This window comes from Thermoproteus uzoniensis 768-20 (assembly GCF_000193375.1).
Lineage (GTDB): Archaea > Thermoproteota > Thermoprotei > Thermoproteales > Thermoproteaceae > Thermoproteus > Thermoproteus uzoniensis_A.
The window spans coordinates 1,849,120-1,863,200 of the sequence record NC_015315.1 but is presented as its reverse complement, the minus strand read 5'-3'; the positions used below and the strand labels follow the sequence as shown (position 1 = coordinate 1,863,200).

Genomic DNA, 14,081 nt, shown 5'->3' with positions numbered 1-14,081 from the left:
TTGCACGCGATGTGGGGCGCCAAAGCCATGCGGCTTGGCCGGGACTCCTCAGGCAAGGCCTTGGAGGGAGGTGGCTGTATTGTTATTAAGTGGTGGCGGTGGATCTAGGCAATGGACGTGGTGTTGTTTTTCGAGGTGCACCAGCCCTACAGGCTGAGGCCCGACCTATACAAGGTCTTTCCCCGAATCCCGTCGTTCCGGGAAATGTTCTACCCCGAGCTGGACTCGGCCATATTCTCGCGGGTGGCCGAGCGCGTCTACAGAAAGGCCACCGAAATAGTCTTGGAGGCCGCCAAGGAGGTCGGTTTTAGGGCAACCTTCAGCATAAGCGGCCTGGCGCTGGAGCAGATGCGCGAGAAGGCGCCGGACGTCCTGGAGCTCTTCCGCGAGCTGGCGTCGAGAGGCTTCGAGTTCGTCGCCCAGACCTATTACCACAGCTTGGCTTGGTTCGTCGACGTCGAGGAGTTCGAGGAGCAGGTCAAGATGCAGGCAAAGGCCGTAGAGGAGTTGATAGGCTATAGGCCGGCCGCCGCCGAGAACACCGAGTTCATGTACAACAACGACATAGCTTGCCGCCTGGGCCAGATGGGGTTTAGGACTGTAATCACCGAGGGCGCCGACTGGGTCTTGAGCTGGAGATCGCCCAACTACGTCTATAGGGCCTGGGGGTGCGACGTCCGCGTCCTCACGAGGAACTACAGGCTGAGCGACGACGTGGGCTTCAGATTCGGCGCGCGGTGGTGGGATCAATGGCCCTTGACGGCGGACAAGTACGCCTCGTGGCTCGAGGCAGTCCAGGGAGATCTCGTGCTCATAGCGGTCGACTACGAGACTTTCGGCGAACACCACTGGCCTGAGTCGGGCATCCACGAGTTCCTGCGGTGGCTCCCGCGGGAGATCGCGCGGAGGCCGAGGTTGAGGTTCGCCACCGTGTCGGAGGCCGCCGCGAGGCACGCGCCTAGGGACGTCTTCGACGTCCCTCCCTGGGCCACAATAAGCTGGGCCGACGAGAGGGACCTCTCGGCGTGGCTGGGCAACGAACTGCAACGCAACGCCTTCGCTACGCTCAAGTGGCTGTACCCCTACGCCAAGGCCATAGGCGGGGACGTCTTGCGGCTGTGGAGGCTCCTCTCGACAAGCGACCACTTCTATTATCAAGCGACCAAGCTGGGGCCGGCCGGCGAGGTCCATTCCTATTTCAGCCCCTACGGCTCCGCCTATAAGGCGCACGACATATACATGAACGCCTTAGCGGCTTTGACCGCGCTTATCAGAGAGTCCTGGCGCGCTGAACACGCCGAACGGTTAAGGCTCAACGACGAGAGGTGCTTCTACGCGGGCGGCGTTAGGCTCTGCTCGCTTAAGGAGCTCAGGTCGGCCGACCGCAACTTCAAGGAGAGGTATAGGGACGACCTCCGCAGATGGCTACTCGACGTGTTTATGCTGAACGAGCGCGAGGCCGACGCCGCGCTTTCATAATACGTCCAACATTAAGATATAAATTTGGAGCCTCGCGTCGGCTTTAGTGAAACCAGCCATGTTCTTGGCCTACCTCGACGAGTCGACGAGGGCTATGATACTGACCAAGTTGAAGGCCATGGGTATGAAGCCGGAGCGGCTTATGTCAGACGAGGCCGCCTTCTTCTCGGCGCTCCGAAAGGCCCTCGGCCAACACAACTTCGAGATGCTCATGAAGGCCGCGGAGGAGCTCGACAGCACTGTCAGAAAGGCGAGGGAGGCCCTGGACGATCCGGCCGCGTTCGTTGCCGTGGCGGCTGAGGTGCCGGACGACGTCGTGGCGAGGCTGGGAGGCGCCGGATCTTTACAGGCAAATAGAGGGCTGGGGTGTCCGGAGCCTTTGGCCAAGGCGGCGGCCCTCGCCAAGGCGCTCCTCCGCTATATGCCGGAGGAGGGAACCAGGCTGGCCCAGCTCGAGAGCAAGCTGTGGGAGGCCATGACGCGCGACTGCGCCGTCCTCTCGGCTCTGGCGGGCCAGATCTACAGCGTCGAGGAGGCCTAGAACCGGCGGGGGTCCAGCCCGACGAGCTTCACGTAGTTCTCTGCGCCGTATTTCTCTATCACGTCTAGGGCCACGGGGATATGCCTACCGACCTTCGGAAACACCTCGAGCTCTTCGTGGTCGTTGTGGTACGTGACCACAGAGACGTACCTCTCGAAACGCCGCCTATCCTTCTCCCTCAGTATATAGTCCCCGAGAGATTGTATCAATTTATGATCGGCCGCGTAGGGATGTATCTCCTTCTCGGGAAACAACGGAAATACGTAGAGATCCTCGGCCCTCGCGTGAACGTCCACCACGAAGCGGTGTAGGGCCGAGAACTCGTCCCAGAAGGCGTCGTCGGGAAGCCTATACATGAGAGAGAAACGGACCTTGAAGACCGCGTGCTCTATCTTGAGGAGCGTTATCAGATCCACGCCTACCTCTTCCCCCTTAAAAAATTATGCGCATCCGCCAGCACCCTCCGCGAGTTTTCGAACGTCGTCCTGGCCAGCGCCTGGCCGAACGGCAACCATACATATCCTTTGTGCTCCCACGAGATCTTGACGTCCTTGCTCCGGGCTCTCGCCAGGAAATATATAACCTTCTTCCTCACCCTCCTCCCCTCTCTGTAGTAGAAATACTCTATCTCCCTCCGGAACCCGGGCACCAGCTCCACGTCGAGGCCCGTCTCCTCCTTTATCTCCCTCAAGGCCGTCTGCTCGGGCGCCTCGCCGGGCTCTATATTGCCTTTGGGAAAATCCCAATGGCCCCCCGGATAGAGCAACAAGAGATACTCCACCTCCCCGCCGCCGTCGTAGAACACCACAGCGCCGGCCGAGACCTCCACACCTCTCCCATTTTATTAATAGAAATCGTTAATGCCGTGAAGCTCTCCGAGCTGAAACCGCTCGCGCGACAACTGGAGGCGAAGTTGCCCTACCAAGAAATGGCGGACTCTCCGGGCGTAAAGCACTACGTAGACTGGACTAAGTACGAGGGCTACGGCGCCGAGCCGCCGCCTATATCGGGCAAGGCCGCGCCTTGTGAGATCCTCGTGTTGAACGGGCGATACGCGGGGGCTGGGCCTTGTAGGGGCGTCGAGGTCGAGGCCGTCGACGAGGCCCCCTTGAAGCTTATCCAGCTGGATAGCAAGATGAACGCCGCCGTGGCCTCCAGAGTGCCCGAGGTGGTCCATATACGGTTTTCGGGAACCCCCGAGGCGCCCATAGCCGTCCGGATCTCGGCGCGTGGCGACCGGGCCTTTTCGGCGGCCTATATCGTGCTCGACTTCGCCGACGGCTTCGCGGGCGACGTCTCGGTGATAGCCGAGAGCGAGGGCGACGTCCTCAACTCCGCCCTGATAGAGGGGGCTGTGGGCGATGGGGCCTCGATCAACATAGCGTTCGCCTCGATCTCCGGCGGAGGGCCGCACTACGTGCTGTCGCGTATGTTGGTCAGAAGCAACGCGTCGGTGGTCGCGCGGCCGCTGGCGGCCTTGGGCTCCATGAACAGCCTAATTGAGGAATATATAGTCGAGGGGACTAAGTCCTCCGTCGACGTCGTGGGGCTTGAGGTGGGCAAGGGGAGGTCGCGGGTGCACCACTACGTCTCGGCGGTCAACGACGGCGAGTATGGGAGGGGGAGGGTGAGGCTTGTCGCCATAGCCAAGGACGAGTCGTGGGTTGTCCAGAGGGCCTTGGGCAGGATCACCAAGAGGGGGAGGTGGAGCGAGAGCATAGCCGAGGGCGTCACCTACATAGCGTCTAAGACTGCCGTGGCCATAACCCAGCCGATCCTCTACATAGACACGGGAGACGTCGAGGGCGCCAGACACTCGGCGGCCGACGCCTCTCTGGACGAGGAGAAAGCCTTCTATCTAAGGGCCAGGGGCTTCTCCGAGGCGGATCTAGGCGCCTTGATAGAGCTCAGCCTCGTGGACCAGTACGCCTCGTCGCTGACAGAGGGCCTCTCGCGCCTGCTCTCGCCGTACGTGGAGAGGCTTAAGGCCTGAGCCGGCTCTCGCATAGTCGGTAAAACGTAAAGTATATATTAGAGGTCGCGGAGAGGGGCATGAAGGGGGTAATACCGGTACTATTGCTTATCGTCTTAGGAGCAACGCTGGCCCACGCCTATTTGTTAGGTACAGAGAGTTTAGATATAGTTTATCAAGCAACTCAAGGCTCCGTGAATATCGTTCCGGAAAACGGGGGATCTATCTGGAGCACCCCGGCCCACTACCCGCTCATAGCCACCAACGCATACGGCGGCTGTCTCGCCATGGCCGACAGGCCGTATATCTACCAGGTCTACCTCAACACGTCTTTCCTCTACACCTTATTGCAGGCAATAACCAGCGCCCTTCGCCCGTCGACGACGTCTCCCGCAACCACCAACGCCTCCTACATCACGGTCATCCTAGCCAAGTACTCCATAGTCTCGCTCTTCACGCCCTACGGATACATGGAGTGGTCCTACGGCCTCAGCAACGCCAACATCACAGCCGTAGCGACCAACTGCGTCGATGTAGCCGTCGGCACAGTCGGCGGGCGCGTGATAGTATTAGGCGAGAAGGGCGTCCTAGCGACATACAATGTAGGCTCGCCCGTGACGTATCTAGCGTACAGCAGAGATGGGAACACCCTCTACGTGGGCACGTTCAACGGAGGTCTCTACCAGATCTCCGGCGGCTCTCTGTCACAGCTCGCCAGCCTCAACGGCTCCGTCTTCTACATAGGCGTAAACCCGAAGGGGCCGCCCTACGCGGTCTCGTTCTACAAGGGCGCGTTGCCCCATATATACATATGGCCTCTCGGCGTCGATCTCACCCCCGGCGCCATAACCGAGTACGGGACCAACACGCCTGCCGTGGCCGCCGCGGTGAGCCAAGACGGCTCCACGTTGGCCGTCGGCGTCTACGACATCCTTTACGTGTATAGAGGCGGCTCCCTCTGGTACACAGCTCTATTGCCCTCCGCCCCCACAGCCATCGCAGTTTCTGGAAACGGCTCGATAGTCGTTGTGGGGACGCTCGGCGGACAGGTCGTCGTCTTCTGGAACGGCCATAGAGCGGCCGAGTGGGACGCAGGCGCTCCCGTGACCAGCGTAGCGGTTTCTTGGGACGGCTTGACCGTCGCGGTCGAGACTTGGACCGCGGTCAAGTTCCAGCGCCTCGCAATAGGCACCGTTAAGATAGTTGATCCGGTCGCGACCATAGAGATCTCGGGCCCGGAGCCCTGCATCAACGAGACCATAGACGTGGTGTCCGGCGGCACCACCTTCACCTACAAAGTCTCCAACACGACGCAGGTCTTATTGCCGGTGGGCTCTGTGTCCATAATCCCGCAGTACAGATACCTAACCGAGTCGTCCCGTTGCGCGCCGCTCAACAACGTCTCGTTGACGATAACTGGCAACCTACAACAGCCCATAGTTATCTACTACCAGCTCCAGTACAGAGTTTCCGTAAATCCGCCCGGCCTGGTCAGCGGGCCGACTTGGGCATCTGGCACCACCATATACGCCGCACAGCCTAGCGTCAAGGTCTTGATGTTCGGAGGGCCCGCCGGCGCGGGCACCACGGCCGACATGACGCTGGACCACTGGCTGATAAACGGCACGCCGGTGAACATACCGGCGCCCTCCATAGCGGTGAAGATAAACGGCCCCACGACGGTGACAGCCGTCTACAGAATAAGCGCGCCCCCAGTGGTCCAGATAAACTCAACCGCCAGGTGGGCCCTTGTGTACATAACAGCATACGACCAGTTCGGCAACCCGGTGGCCTCGGGATATTCCCCGTACGTCACCACCTATCCCATCACCACGACTGCGTATTACGTGTTGCAGTACCTGGTGACGACCAAATGGCCGGCTACCGTGAACGGGTCCCAGTCTATTTGGGCCGACCAGGGCTCCTACGCTGCGTTCGCGGCGCCGAGCGTCTACTACTTCGATAACGGCACGCGGCTCTACTTCAGAGGGTGGAGCAACGGAGAGAGCGGCAACTTCACCGCGCAGGTAATGGGCCCCATGTCGGTAGATCCCGTCTACTCCGTCCAGTACCTCGTGTCTGTTAAGTCCCCCGGCACCGTCAACGGCAAGCCGTCGGCCTGGCTCGATAGGGGCTCCACCGCCACCCTCAACATCCCCGCGGTGCTCAACTCCTCCGGCTCTGTCAGGACCGCGTTCGCCTACTGGATCATAAACGGCAAGGCCGGCCCGTCGACGCCTACGGCCCAAATAGCCGTAAACGGCCCCATGAACGTCACATACGCCACAAAGACCCAGTACCAAGTCACGTTCCAGAGCAGGTTCGGGACGCCCTCTATATCCCAGACTTGGGCCGACGCCGGCTCCGCCATGACCGTGGAGGTGACGCCCGCGCAGGTCTGGTCGCCTCCGCCGTTGCTCTACGAGTTCAAGGGATGGGAGGCGCCTGGAGGTCAGTCCTTCAACTCGCCTACGGTTGTCATAACAGGGCCCGGCGTATACACGGCGATATGGAGCCTCAACCCAATACCCTTAATAGCTATAGCCGCCGCGGCCGGAGGCGGGGCGGGCGCCTATATACTTATAAGACGCCGTAGGGCTGCCGCCGAGGTGGAGGCCGGGGTCTAGAGCTCCTTACACATATAGGGCCCGCACCTCTTATATCCCAGCTTCGCGAAGTAGGGCCTCGCCCCGATCCCCGATATCACGACCACGCGCCTCGCCGCCTCGGCGGTTGCCGCCTCCTCGGCCAACGCCATCAATTTTCTGCCTATACCTTTATGTTGCGGCCAAGGCCCTCCGTCGGCTCCCACAGGGACCTCGGGGCCGTAGACGTGTAGCTCCCTAACCAGAGCAGTCCGGCGATCGATCTCGGGCCTCCAGGGATTGGCGGGTATGCGGAGCCTCAATATTCCGTATAGGGTGTCGTCGCGGCCCACCGCCTCGAAGAAGTACTCCAGGCCTCCGCTGGCCTCGTAAACGTGCCGCCTATACTCTATATTCCCGTCGGCGGGCCTGCCGTGGACCGCCTTGATGCCCGCCTCCCTGCACCTGATCTCGCTACAATGGAGGCCGCGGCGCTCCATCTCCTCCTCGACGACCTCCCTCATGTTGCCCCAACGCGGGCCGTCCACGACGTGGTGTAGAGGTATGTCTCTGCCCAGCCTCATGACTCTCACCCAGCGCGGCACAGACGCGTATATCTCGGCCAGCAACCAACGCCAAGTCTCCTCGTCGTACGTCCTGTAACGGCCCGACCTCCACCAGTCGTATAGCTCGGTGCCGGGGACCACAAGGGTTGGGTATATCTTCACGCAGTCCGGCTTGAATGCCGGGTCCTCGAACACCGTCCGGAACATCTCGAGGTCCCTATCCGGATCGCTCCCCGGCAAGCCCGGCATTAGGTGGTAGCAGACCTTGTAGGCCGCGTCCTTTAATCTGGCCGTCGCCTCGACAACCTCCTTCACGCCGTGCCCCCGCCTAACCAACGAGAGCACGTCGTCGTATATGGACTGGACCCCTATCTCGACCCTCGTTACGCCCATCTCTAGAAGGTCGTCTATCTGCCCCCTCTCCAGATAGTCCGGCCTCGTCTCCACGGTCAACGCCACCAGCCTCAGCGCCGCCGTCTCGTTCCTCGCCTGCTCCGCCTCAATGTCGACTACGGCCGAGGCCGAGGACCAATTGGGGTAGTCGTTCAGCGCCTTGAGGAGGTTGCCCACGAACCAGAACTGGTAGCTACGGGGCAACGCAGTGAAGGTGCCTCCCATAACTATCGCCTCGATCTTGCTGGGCCTGTGGCCCCCCGCCAGGTAGTTGGATATCCTGGCCACAACCTGCCTGTAGGGATCGTAGCGGGACCTAGAGGCCCTCATGACGGCCGGGGAATCCGGCATATAGGACTTGGGGACCCCCCTGGCGGTCGGGCAGAAGACGCACTGACCGGGACACGGCGAAGGCCCAGTCATTAAGGCCACCACGTGGACGCCGCTGGCCGACCTGACGGGCTTCCTCACCGCAGGGAGCTCCACGTAGATCCGCCGGTATTAATTTTTCCGCCTCAAGGCAACCACGAAGGCGTTTAGGCGTCTGCCCCTCCGCATATAGCCCGCGCCGGCGAGCTCGCCGCCTGCCGCAGAGACGGCCTCGGCCAAGTCGCGGATGCCGTAGGCGTAGTAGACCCGGAGCGCCTCGCCGCGCCACCGCCACGGCACCAGCTTTGCTACCCCGCCGCTCCCCGACAGATCCCACACGGTGGCCACCACGGCGCCTCCGACCCTTAAAGCCTCGGCGAAAGCCCTTCCGAGCACTCCCGGCGGCAGGTGGTGATATACGGCAACGGCATGGACCACGTCGAACGCCCCGTCTCTGAAAGGCAACGCAGTCGCCTCGCAGAGCACCGCCTCGGATCCCCTCGGCACGAGCTCCGGCGCGAGGTCGCAGTGGACCACATATCTATATGCGGCCTCTAGATAGGCGGGCTGGGCTCCGCGGCCCGAGCCCAGGTCGAGCGCCCTATCGCCGAAGTCGGCTATGTCGGCTGTTGGGAGAGGCCGCCTCCTAGAGGCCTCGTAGGCCTCGGCGACGGCCCTATAGGCGTCTCTCGCAACGCGGGCCCAGTCCACGTCCAATACGACAAAAGTCTAAAAATATTTTACACCTAATCTAATCCGGCCTTAGATCTGCCCAACACTAACTAGTCAATTATATAAATTATATATAAATAAAGACGATATATAAAGGTATACAATAGCTTACAAGGGAAAATATTTATATTATTTATACCTTTTGCCTATGGCCCAAACAGAACTCAACGATGCGATAAAGGTAGCGATCTCGGCAAACCTCGGCTGGGGCTTCGAGCTGTACGACCTAATCGCCTATATCTACGCGGCGCCCTATATAGCCACCCAGTTCTTCCCCAAGACGGACTATGTAGCGAGCCTCCTCGAGACCTTATTGTTGCTGGTCCTCGGCTATTTCGCGAGGCCGCTCGGCGCCATACTCTGGGGCCATATCGGCGATAAGATGGGGCGTAAGATAACGTGGTTCGTCGTGTTGTTGGGCATGGGGCTGGTCACGGTGGCCATCGGGTTCCTTCCCACATATGCCCAGATAGGCGTGGCGGCCGCGGCGCTCCTCGTCCTATTCAGGATACTCCAAGGCATTTTCCTAGGCGGCGAGTGGGCCGGCGGCTTGACGATAACTGCAGAGTTCGCCCCGCCTAACATGAGGGGGCTCCTCGGCGGCGTTGCGCAAGGCGGCGCCGGGCTTGCGTCGGTCTTCGCCGCGGCTGCGGTCGCCCTCGCCACAGTGTTCGCCCCTACAAAGGACGCCATGATGGCGTACGGCTGGAGAATACTTTTCTGGTTCGGAGCGGTGCCTCTGGCAATTGCCCTCTTCGTGAGGTGGAAAATTAGAGAAAGCGAGATCTGGCTGAAGAAGGGCAAGCCGGCTGTCGAGCGTATACCGTTCTTGGCGCTCCTTAGGAGATATTGGCTCTTCGTAATAATAGCCACCTTAGTGATATTCGGAGAATCGCTGATATACTATGGATCCATAGGCTATTTCGGGACTCTGCTACCGTTACTGGGCTACGGGAGAGAGGGCGTGATACTCGCCTCGCTGTCTGCTGGCCTAACCTGGATGTTGCTCGGCCCCCTCTTCGGCCATCTCAGCGATAGGCTGGGTAAGAGGAAGTCGATACTTGCTACGTATTACGCCATAGCCGCCTTGACGCTCTACCCCATCTGGATACTTATAGCGGGCGGGCAACTTGCGAACTTGGTCATAGGGGCAGCTCTCATGGGCATGGTATTCTCGTCGCAGTACTCCGTCTTGCCTGCTTGGCTGGCCGAGACCATTGAGACCAAGGTCAGGTTCAGCGGGATAGGCTTTATCCTAAACCTAGGCGTCGCGTTCAGCTCCTTCGCGCCCTATATAAGCACGTACCTCCTGAAATCGATAGGGCAGACCTACGGCACTGTCACAGCCATATCGCTGGTGACCATAATAGGCGCCCTAATAGCTTTGGTGTTCGTCCTACTGTCTAGGGATAGGTGTTGCCAAGAGCTTCTATGAGCGAAGAAATAGACTTAAGGAAATATTCTTTTTCTTCATATAATGAATTATATTCTAGTTTTAAATGGAATATACCTGAATATTTCAATATAGGCTATGCTATTATAGACCGTAATGTGGAAAGAGGATTCGGCGACAGGCTGGCGATCTACTACCTAGACGACGAGGGGAACAGATACTCGCTCACCTTCGGCGAATTGAAAAAGCTGTCGGACGGACTGGCGAGCTCCTTAAGGGATATAGGGGTCGGGAGGGGCGACGTCGTCGGCGTGTATCTGCAGCCGCGCCCCGAGGTCGTGGTGGCGCTGAGCGCTATCTATAGGCTGGGGGCTATAGCTCTCTCCATCTCGCCGCTTATAGGCACGGAGGGGGTAGAGTACCGGCTGAGGCACAGCGGCGCCAAGGCCCTGATAGCCGAGGGGGCGAGGAGGGACGTCCTCGACGCTGTCAGCAAGATAGAACACCTAAGGGCCATATATGTGGTGGGTTCCGAGCCCAGAGGCGGCAAGGAGTATTCCCTCGAGGATCAGTCGAGGTCGGGTCGGCGTATCGACGCGGTCGCCACCAGAAGCGAGGATCCGGCCCAGCTCTTCTACACGTCGGGCAGTACCGGTCCTCCTAAGGGCGTCCTACACGCCCACAGATTCCTGCTGGGGCACGTGCCTACATATCAGCTGTACTTCGAAATGGCTCCTCGGGAAGACGACGTGTTTTGGACCAACGCAGACTGGGGCTGGATAGGCGCCCTCGGCGACGTGGTCCTGCCGTCGCTCTACTTCGGGAGGCCCGTCGTGGCCTACAGGAGATCCCGCGGATTCAGCGCAGGCGACGCCCTTAAGGTCATGGAGGAGTACGGCGTAACCGCCGCGTTCATAACACCGACAGCCCTGAGGATGATAAGGCGGGAGTACCCGCAACCCCTCAAGGACTTCGGCCTAAGGTTGAGGGCGGTCAGCACGGCGGGGGAGGCCCCGGGGAGGGAACTCGTCGAGTGGGCGTCCCAGGCGTTTAGGGCGCCGGTGAACGAGTTCTACGGATGTACCGAGACGAACCTGGTCGTTACAAACAACTCGCTCTGGGCCAGGCCTGGCTCTATAGGCAGGCCGGCGCCTGGACACGTAGTGGATGTGGTGGACGAAGAGGGGCGGCCGCTGCCGCCGGGATCCGAGGGCCTAATAGCGGTCAAGTTGCCGGACCCCGTCGCCTTCCTCGGATATTGGAAGAACCCCGAGGCCACCGCGGCCAAGATCAAGAACGGGTGGTTCATAATAGGCGACGCTGGGGTCAAGGACGGCGACGGCTATCTCTGGTTCAAGGGGAGGGTCGACGACGTGATCAAGGTGGCAGGCTATAGGCTGGGGCCCGAGGAGATAGAGGAGGTCGTGGCGAAGCACCCGGCCGTCCTTGAAGCCGCCGTGATAGGGAAGCCGGACCCCGTCCGCGGCACGATAGTCAAGGCCTTCGTCGTGCTTAAGCCGGGAGTCGAGCCCAGCGAGGAGCTGAAGAGGGATATCCAGAACTTCGTGAAAAGCCGACTCGCGGCCTACGCGTATCCCAGAGAGATCGAGTTCGTGGACCAGCTACCTAGGACGGAGACGGGCAAGCTCAAGCGCTACGAGCTTAGGCGCAGGGAGATGGAAAGAGGGAATGTACAGGGCGGTTGAGCTCGGCCACGTAATAGCGGGCCCCTACGCCGGCCTCCTCCTGGCCCAGCTCGGCTTCGACGTAGTTAAGGTAGAGCCGGTGGGGGGCGACCCCACGAGGCGGGACGACGTCATGGGCGACTCCATATTCGTGTTCCTCAACAGAGGCAAGAGGTCGGTGGCCTTGGATCTGAAAAGGCCAGAGGGGAGGGAGATATTCCTGAAGCTCGTCGAGAGGAGCGACGTGCTTGTGGAGAACTTGGCGCCGGGCGCCCTCGAGAGGCTGGGGCTCGGCAGAGATGTCTTGTTCGGGGCCAACAAGAACTTGGTCCACTGCTCCATAAAGGGCTACCCGTCCGGAGGCGCCAAGAGCAATTGGCCCGCATTCGGCACGCTGGTCGAGGCCGTGAGCGGCGTCATGTGGAGCAACGGCGGAGCGAGGTTGCCGGCGTCTATAACCGATATGGGGGCCGGGCTCTACTGCGCCTTGACCGTGCTCTGGGCCCTGCTCCAGCGGAGGCCCGGCTACTACGAGGTGAGCCTTTTCCAGAGCGATCTGGTGTGGCTGGGGTATTACATAATCGCCCTTCAGACCCTCGGCAAGATCTTCGAGGCGTCTGGCGATAAATTACCCTTCTGGGCGCCCTACGAGCTCTTCAAGACCGCCGACGGGGAGATATACATAGCCGTCGCGAACGACGCCATATGGGCCAGGCTGTGTGGGGCCTTGAGGTCAGTGGCGTGCTCCGACCCCAGGTTCTCCACAAACGCCGGGAGGGTACAACACAGGGAGGAGCTCCATAAGATCCTAGAGGCGGAGACGTCGAGGTATAGGACGGACGAGTTGCTGAGGCTGTTATTGGAGCACGATGTGCCTGCCGCGCCGATGCTCGACATAAGAGCCGCCGCGGCCGACGAAGACGCGTCTTGGGATACTACCAGCGCGGGCGGGAGGGACGGCGTCCGCGTGCCGAGGTTGCCCCTCCCCGGCTCGCTCCACGGCGCGAGGGCTCCCAACATAGGCGAACACACCCGCGAGGTGCTCAGGGAGTTGGGCTACGGCGACTCGGAGATAGAACAGTTAATTGGTCGAGGCGTCGTTAGGGCGTGATCCGTAGATCCCAGCTCTACGTGCCGGGCAATAACGAGAGGATGATAAGGAAGGCCGCGGCTGAGTTGAGGCCGGACTCGGTGATATTGGACCTAGAGGACTCCGTGCCGCCCGAGGAGAAGGGCAGAGCCAGGGAGATCTTGTCGAGGCTCGTGCCCGAGCTGGACTGGAGCGGCAAGGAGCTGTGTGTCAGGGTCAACCCGTTGGACACCCCCTATTTCTACGCCGATATGGATCTGGTCTCGCGGCTCGACAAGGTCGAGTGCGTGGTGGTCCCCAAGGCTGAGGCCCCCTTGGACTTCATCTACAGGGGAACTGGCAGGAGGGTGGAGCCCATGATCGAGACCGCGAGGGGCTTGTTGAGGATAGAGGACATAGTCAGGAGCGAGGGCGTGGCGGCGGTGTCCTACGGCGTGGCGGACTTCGCCCTCTCCGTAGGCGGCGACTACAAGGCCTACGTGGGGAACCAGACCATAAAGACCTTGGTCGTGGCCACTGCGGCGGCCTACGGGGCGGATCCCATAGACAGAGTTTTCTTCGACTTGAAAGACGCCGAGGGCTTCAGACGCGAGTGCCTCGAGGCAAAGGCGTTGGGCTTCGTGGGCAAACAAGTGATTCACCCGAGCCAGATACCCATAGCCAACGAGGTGTTCAGCCCCTCAGCAGAGGAGATCGCTTGGGCTGAGAGGGTCGTCTCGGCATATGAGGAGGCGTTGAGGCAAGGGCGCGGGGCCATTAGGCTCGACGACGCCTTGATAGACAACGTGCACTACAAGCTGGCCAAGCGCGTCTTAGAGAAGGCGAGAGAGGCTCAGCGCCGGTAGTGGCCCCTCACCGCTCGGGACATCCCGCATTCATCACAAGCACGCGTTGTTTTTATTTTAAGAGGTTTAACGCCCCGTGATGAGTCAAGGGCGCTTCCGCGCGGTGAGGACTACGGCGAAGTGCTGATATAAAACTGAAAAAATATTTTATTTTATTATTCTTATTTTTATAATGGACAAGTAAGTTATCGTGGATTTCTGGCTTCTACGCCTCCGCAACGGCGAGCTGTCGAGGGGAAAGCCGCCCTTCAGAGTCTCCAGGCTCAGATGCGCCAAGTGCGGCGCCGAGGTGGCTTGGGAGGAGGCCAGCTATATAAGGATATCAGACGGGAGAGTCGTGGCGTATTGCCGGGCCTGTCTCACCGAGGACCTAAAGGCCGTCGGGCTGAGGATCGTCTAGTCAGATCTGCCGTTCCTATCACCTGTCAGCA

Annotated in this window: 13 protein-coding genes; 9 read left to right on the top strand and 4 right to left on the bottom strand. The window is 60.4% G+C overall.

The features are described 5' to 3' along the window. Positions 1-111 precede the first annotated feature (111 nt). Together TUZN_RS10475 and TUZN_RS10470 are read left to right on the top strand one after the other, a co-directional pair. On the top strand, positions 112-1,479 hold the full coding sequence (locus tag TUZN_RS10475; RefSeq protein ID WP_013680946.1) for a glycoside hydrolase family 57 protein: 1,368 nt from the start codon (positions 112-114) through the stop codon (positions 1,477-1,479). A gap of 46 nt (positions 1,480-1,525) precedes the next feature. Continuing rightward, positions 1,526-2,020 carry a hypothetical protein gene (locus TUZN_RS10470; RefSeq protein ID WP_148678647.1) on the top strand — a complete coding sequence of 165 codons (495 nt, stop codon included), beginning with the start codon at positions 1,526-1,528 and terminating at the stop codon, positions 2,018-2,020. On the opposite strand, the gene TUZN_RS10465 is transcribed toward TUZN_RS10470, so the two are convergent. Together TUZN_RS10465 and TUZN_RS10460 are read right to left on the bottom strand one after the other, a co-directional pair. Then, on the bottom strand, positions 2,017-2,436 hold the full coding sequence (locus TUZN_RS10465) for a hemerythrin domain-containing protein (RefSeq protein WP_013680944.1): 420 nt from the start codon (positions 2,434-2,436) through the stop codon (positions 2,017-2,019). The genes TUZN_RS10470 and TUZN_RS10465 overlap by 4 nt on opposite strands. Positions 2,437-2,438: 2 nt before the next feature. Next, entirely contained in the window at positions 2,439-2,849 is a 411-nt protein-coding gene (locus TUZN_RS10460; protein WP_013680943.1) for a bis(5'-nucleosyl)-tetraphosphatase, read from the bottom strand. A gap of 36 nt (positions 2,850-2,885) precedes the next feature. Between TUZN_RS10460 and TUZN_RS10455 the strand changes: the two genes are divergently transcribed. Together TUZN_RS10455 and TUZN_RS10450 are read left to right on the top strand one after the other, a co-directional pair. Beyond that, positions 2,886-4,013 (top strand): SufD family Fe-S cluster assembly protein, encoded by a 1,128-nt coding sequence (locus TUZN_RS10455; RefSeq protein WP_013680942.1) that lies wholly within the window; start codon positions 2,886-2,888, stop codon positions 4,011-4,013. 173 nt (positions 4,014-4,186) lie between these two features. After that, positions 4,187-6,619: a WD40 repeat domain-containing protein gene (locus tag TUZN_RS10450; protein WP_237698233.1), complete on the top strand. Its 2,433-nt coding sequence runs from the start codon at positions 4,187-4,189 to the stop codon at positions 6,617-6,619. Here the strand turns inward: TUZN_RS10450 and TUZN_RS10445 are convergent. Both TUZN_RS10445 and TUZN_RS10440 read right to left on the bottom strand, forming a co-directional pair. Next, positions 6,616-8,022, bottom strand: coding sequence for an elongator complex protein 3 (locus tag TUZN_RS10445; protein ID WP_013680940.1), 1,407 nt, complete (start codon positions 8,020-8,022; stop codon positions 6,616-6,618). The genes TUZN_RS10450 and TUZN_RS10445 overlap by 4 nt on opposite strands. Positions 8,023-8,037: 15 nt before the next feature. Continuing rightward, positions 8,038-8,616, bottom strand: a complete 579-nt coding sequence (locus TUZN_RS10440) for a class I SAM-dependent methyltransferase (protein WP_052886253.1) — start codon at positions 8,614-8,616, stop codon at positions 8,038-8,040. Between the two features lie 169 nt (positions 8,617-8,785). On the opposite strand from TUZN_RS10440, the gene TUZN_RS10435 reads away from it, so the two are divergent. The 5 genes from TUZN_RS10435 to TUZN_RS10415 all read left to right on the top strand — a co-directional run bounded on the left by TUZN_RS10435 (position 8,786) and on the right by TUZN_RS10415 (position 14,050). Continuing rightward, positions 8,786-10,072, top strand: coding sequence for an MFS transporter (locus tag TUZN_RS10435; protein ID WP_013680938.1), 1,287 nt, complete (start codon positions 8,786-8,788; stop codon positions 10,070-10,072). Next, positions 10,069-11,736, top strand: a complete 1,668-nt coding sequence (locus TUZN_RS10430) for an acyl-CoA synthetase (protein ID WP_013680937.1) — start codon at positions 10,069-10,071, stop codon at positions 11,734-11,736. The genes TUZN_RS10435 and TUZN_RS10430 overlap by 4 nt, the downstream gene beginning before the upstream one ends. Then, the gene (locus TUZN_RS10425) at positions 11,720-12,826 is read left to right on the top strand and encodes a CaiB/BaiF CoA transferase family protein (RefSeq protein ID WP_013680936.1); all 1,107 of its coding nucleotides are present in this window, start codon (positions 11,720-11,722) and stop codon (positions 12,824-12,826) included. The genes TUZN_RS10430 and TUZN_RS10425 overlap by 17 nt, the downstream gene beginning before the upstream one ends. After that, entirely contained in the window at positions 12,823-13,650 is an 828-nt protein-coding gene (locus TUZN_RS10420; RefSeq protein WP_013680935.1) for an HpcH/HpaI aldolase/citrate lyase family protein, read from the top strand. Before TUZN_RS10425 ends, TUZN_RS10420 begins: the two co-directional genes overlap by 4 nt. A gap of 190 nt (positions 13,651-13,840) precedes the next feature. Then, positions 13,841-14,050 carry a hypothetical protein gene (locus tag TUZN_RS10415; RefSeq protein ID WP_013680934.1) on the top strand — a complete coding sequence of 70 codons (210 nt, stop codon included), beginning with the start codon at positions 13,841-13,843 and terminating at the stop codon, positions 14,048-14,050. Positions 14,051-14,081: the final 31 nt, after the last annotated feature.

Coding starts and splice junctions, on each gene's coding strand:
- TUZN_RS10430 (WP_013680937.1), top strand. CDS start 10,069: ATGAGCGAAGAAATAGACTTAAGGAAATATTCTTTTTCTTCATATAAT.
- TUZN_RS10475 (WP_013680946.1), top strand. CDS start 112: ATGGACGTGGTGTTGTTTTTCGAGGTGCACCAGCCCTACAGGCTGAGG.
- TUZN_RS10435 (WP_013680938.1), top strand. CDS start 8,786: ATGGCCCAAACAGAACTCAACGATGCGATAAAGGTAGCGATCTCGGCA.
- TUZN_RS10425 (WP_013680936.1), top strand. CDS start 11,720: ATGTACAGGGCGGTTGAGCTCGGCCACGTAATAGCGGGCCCCTACGCC.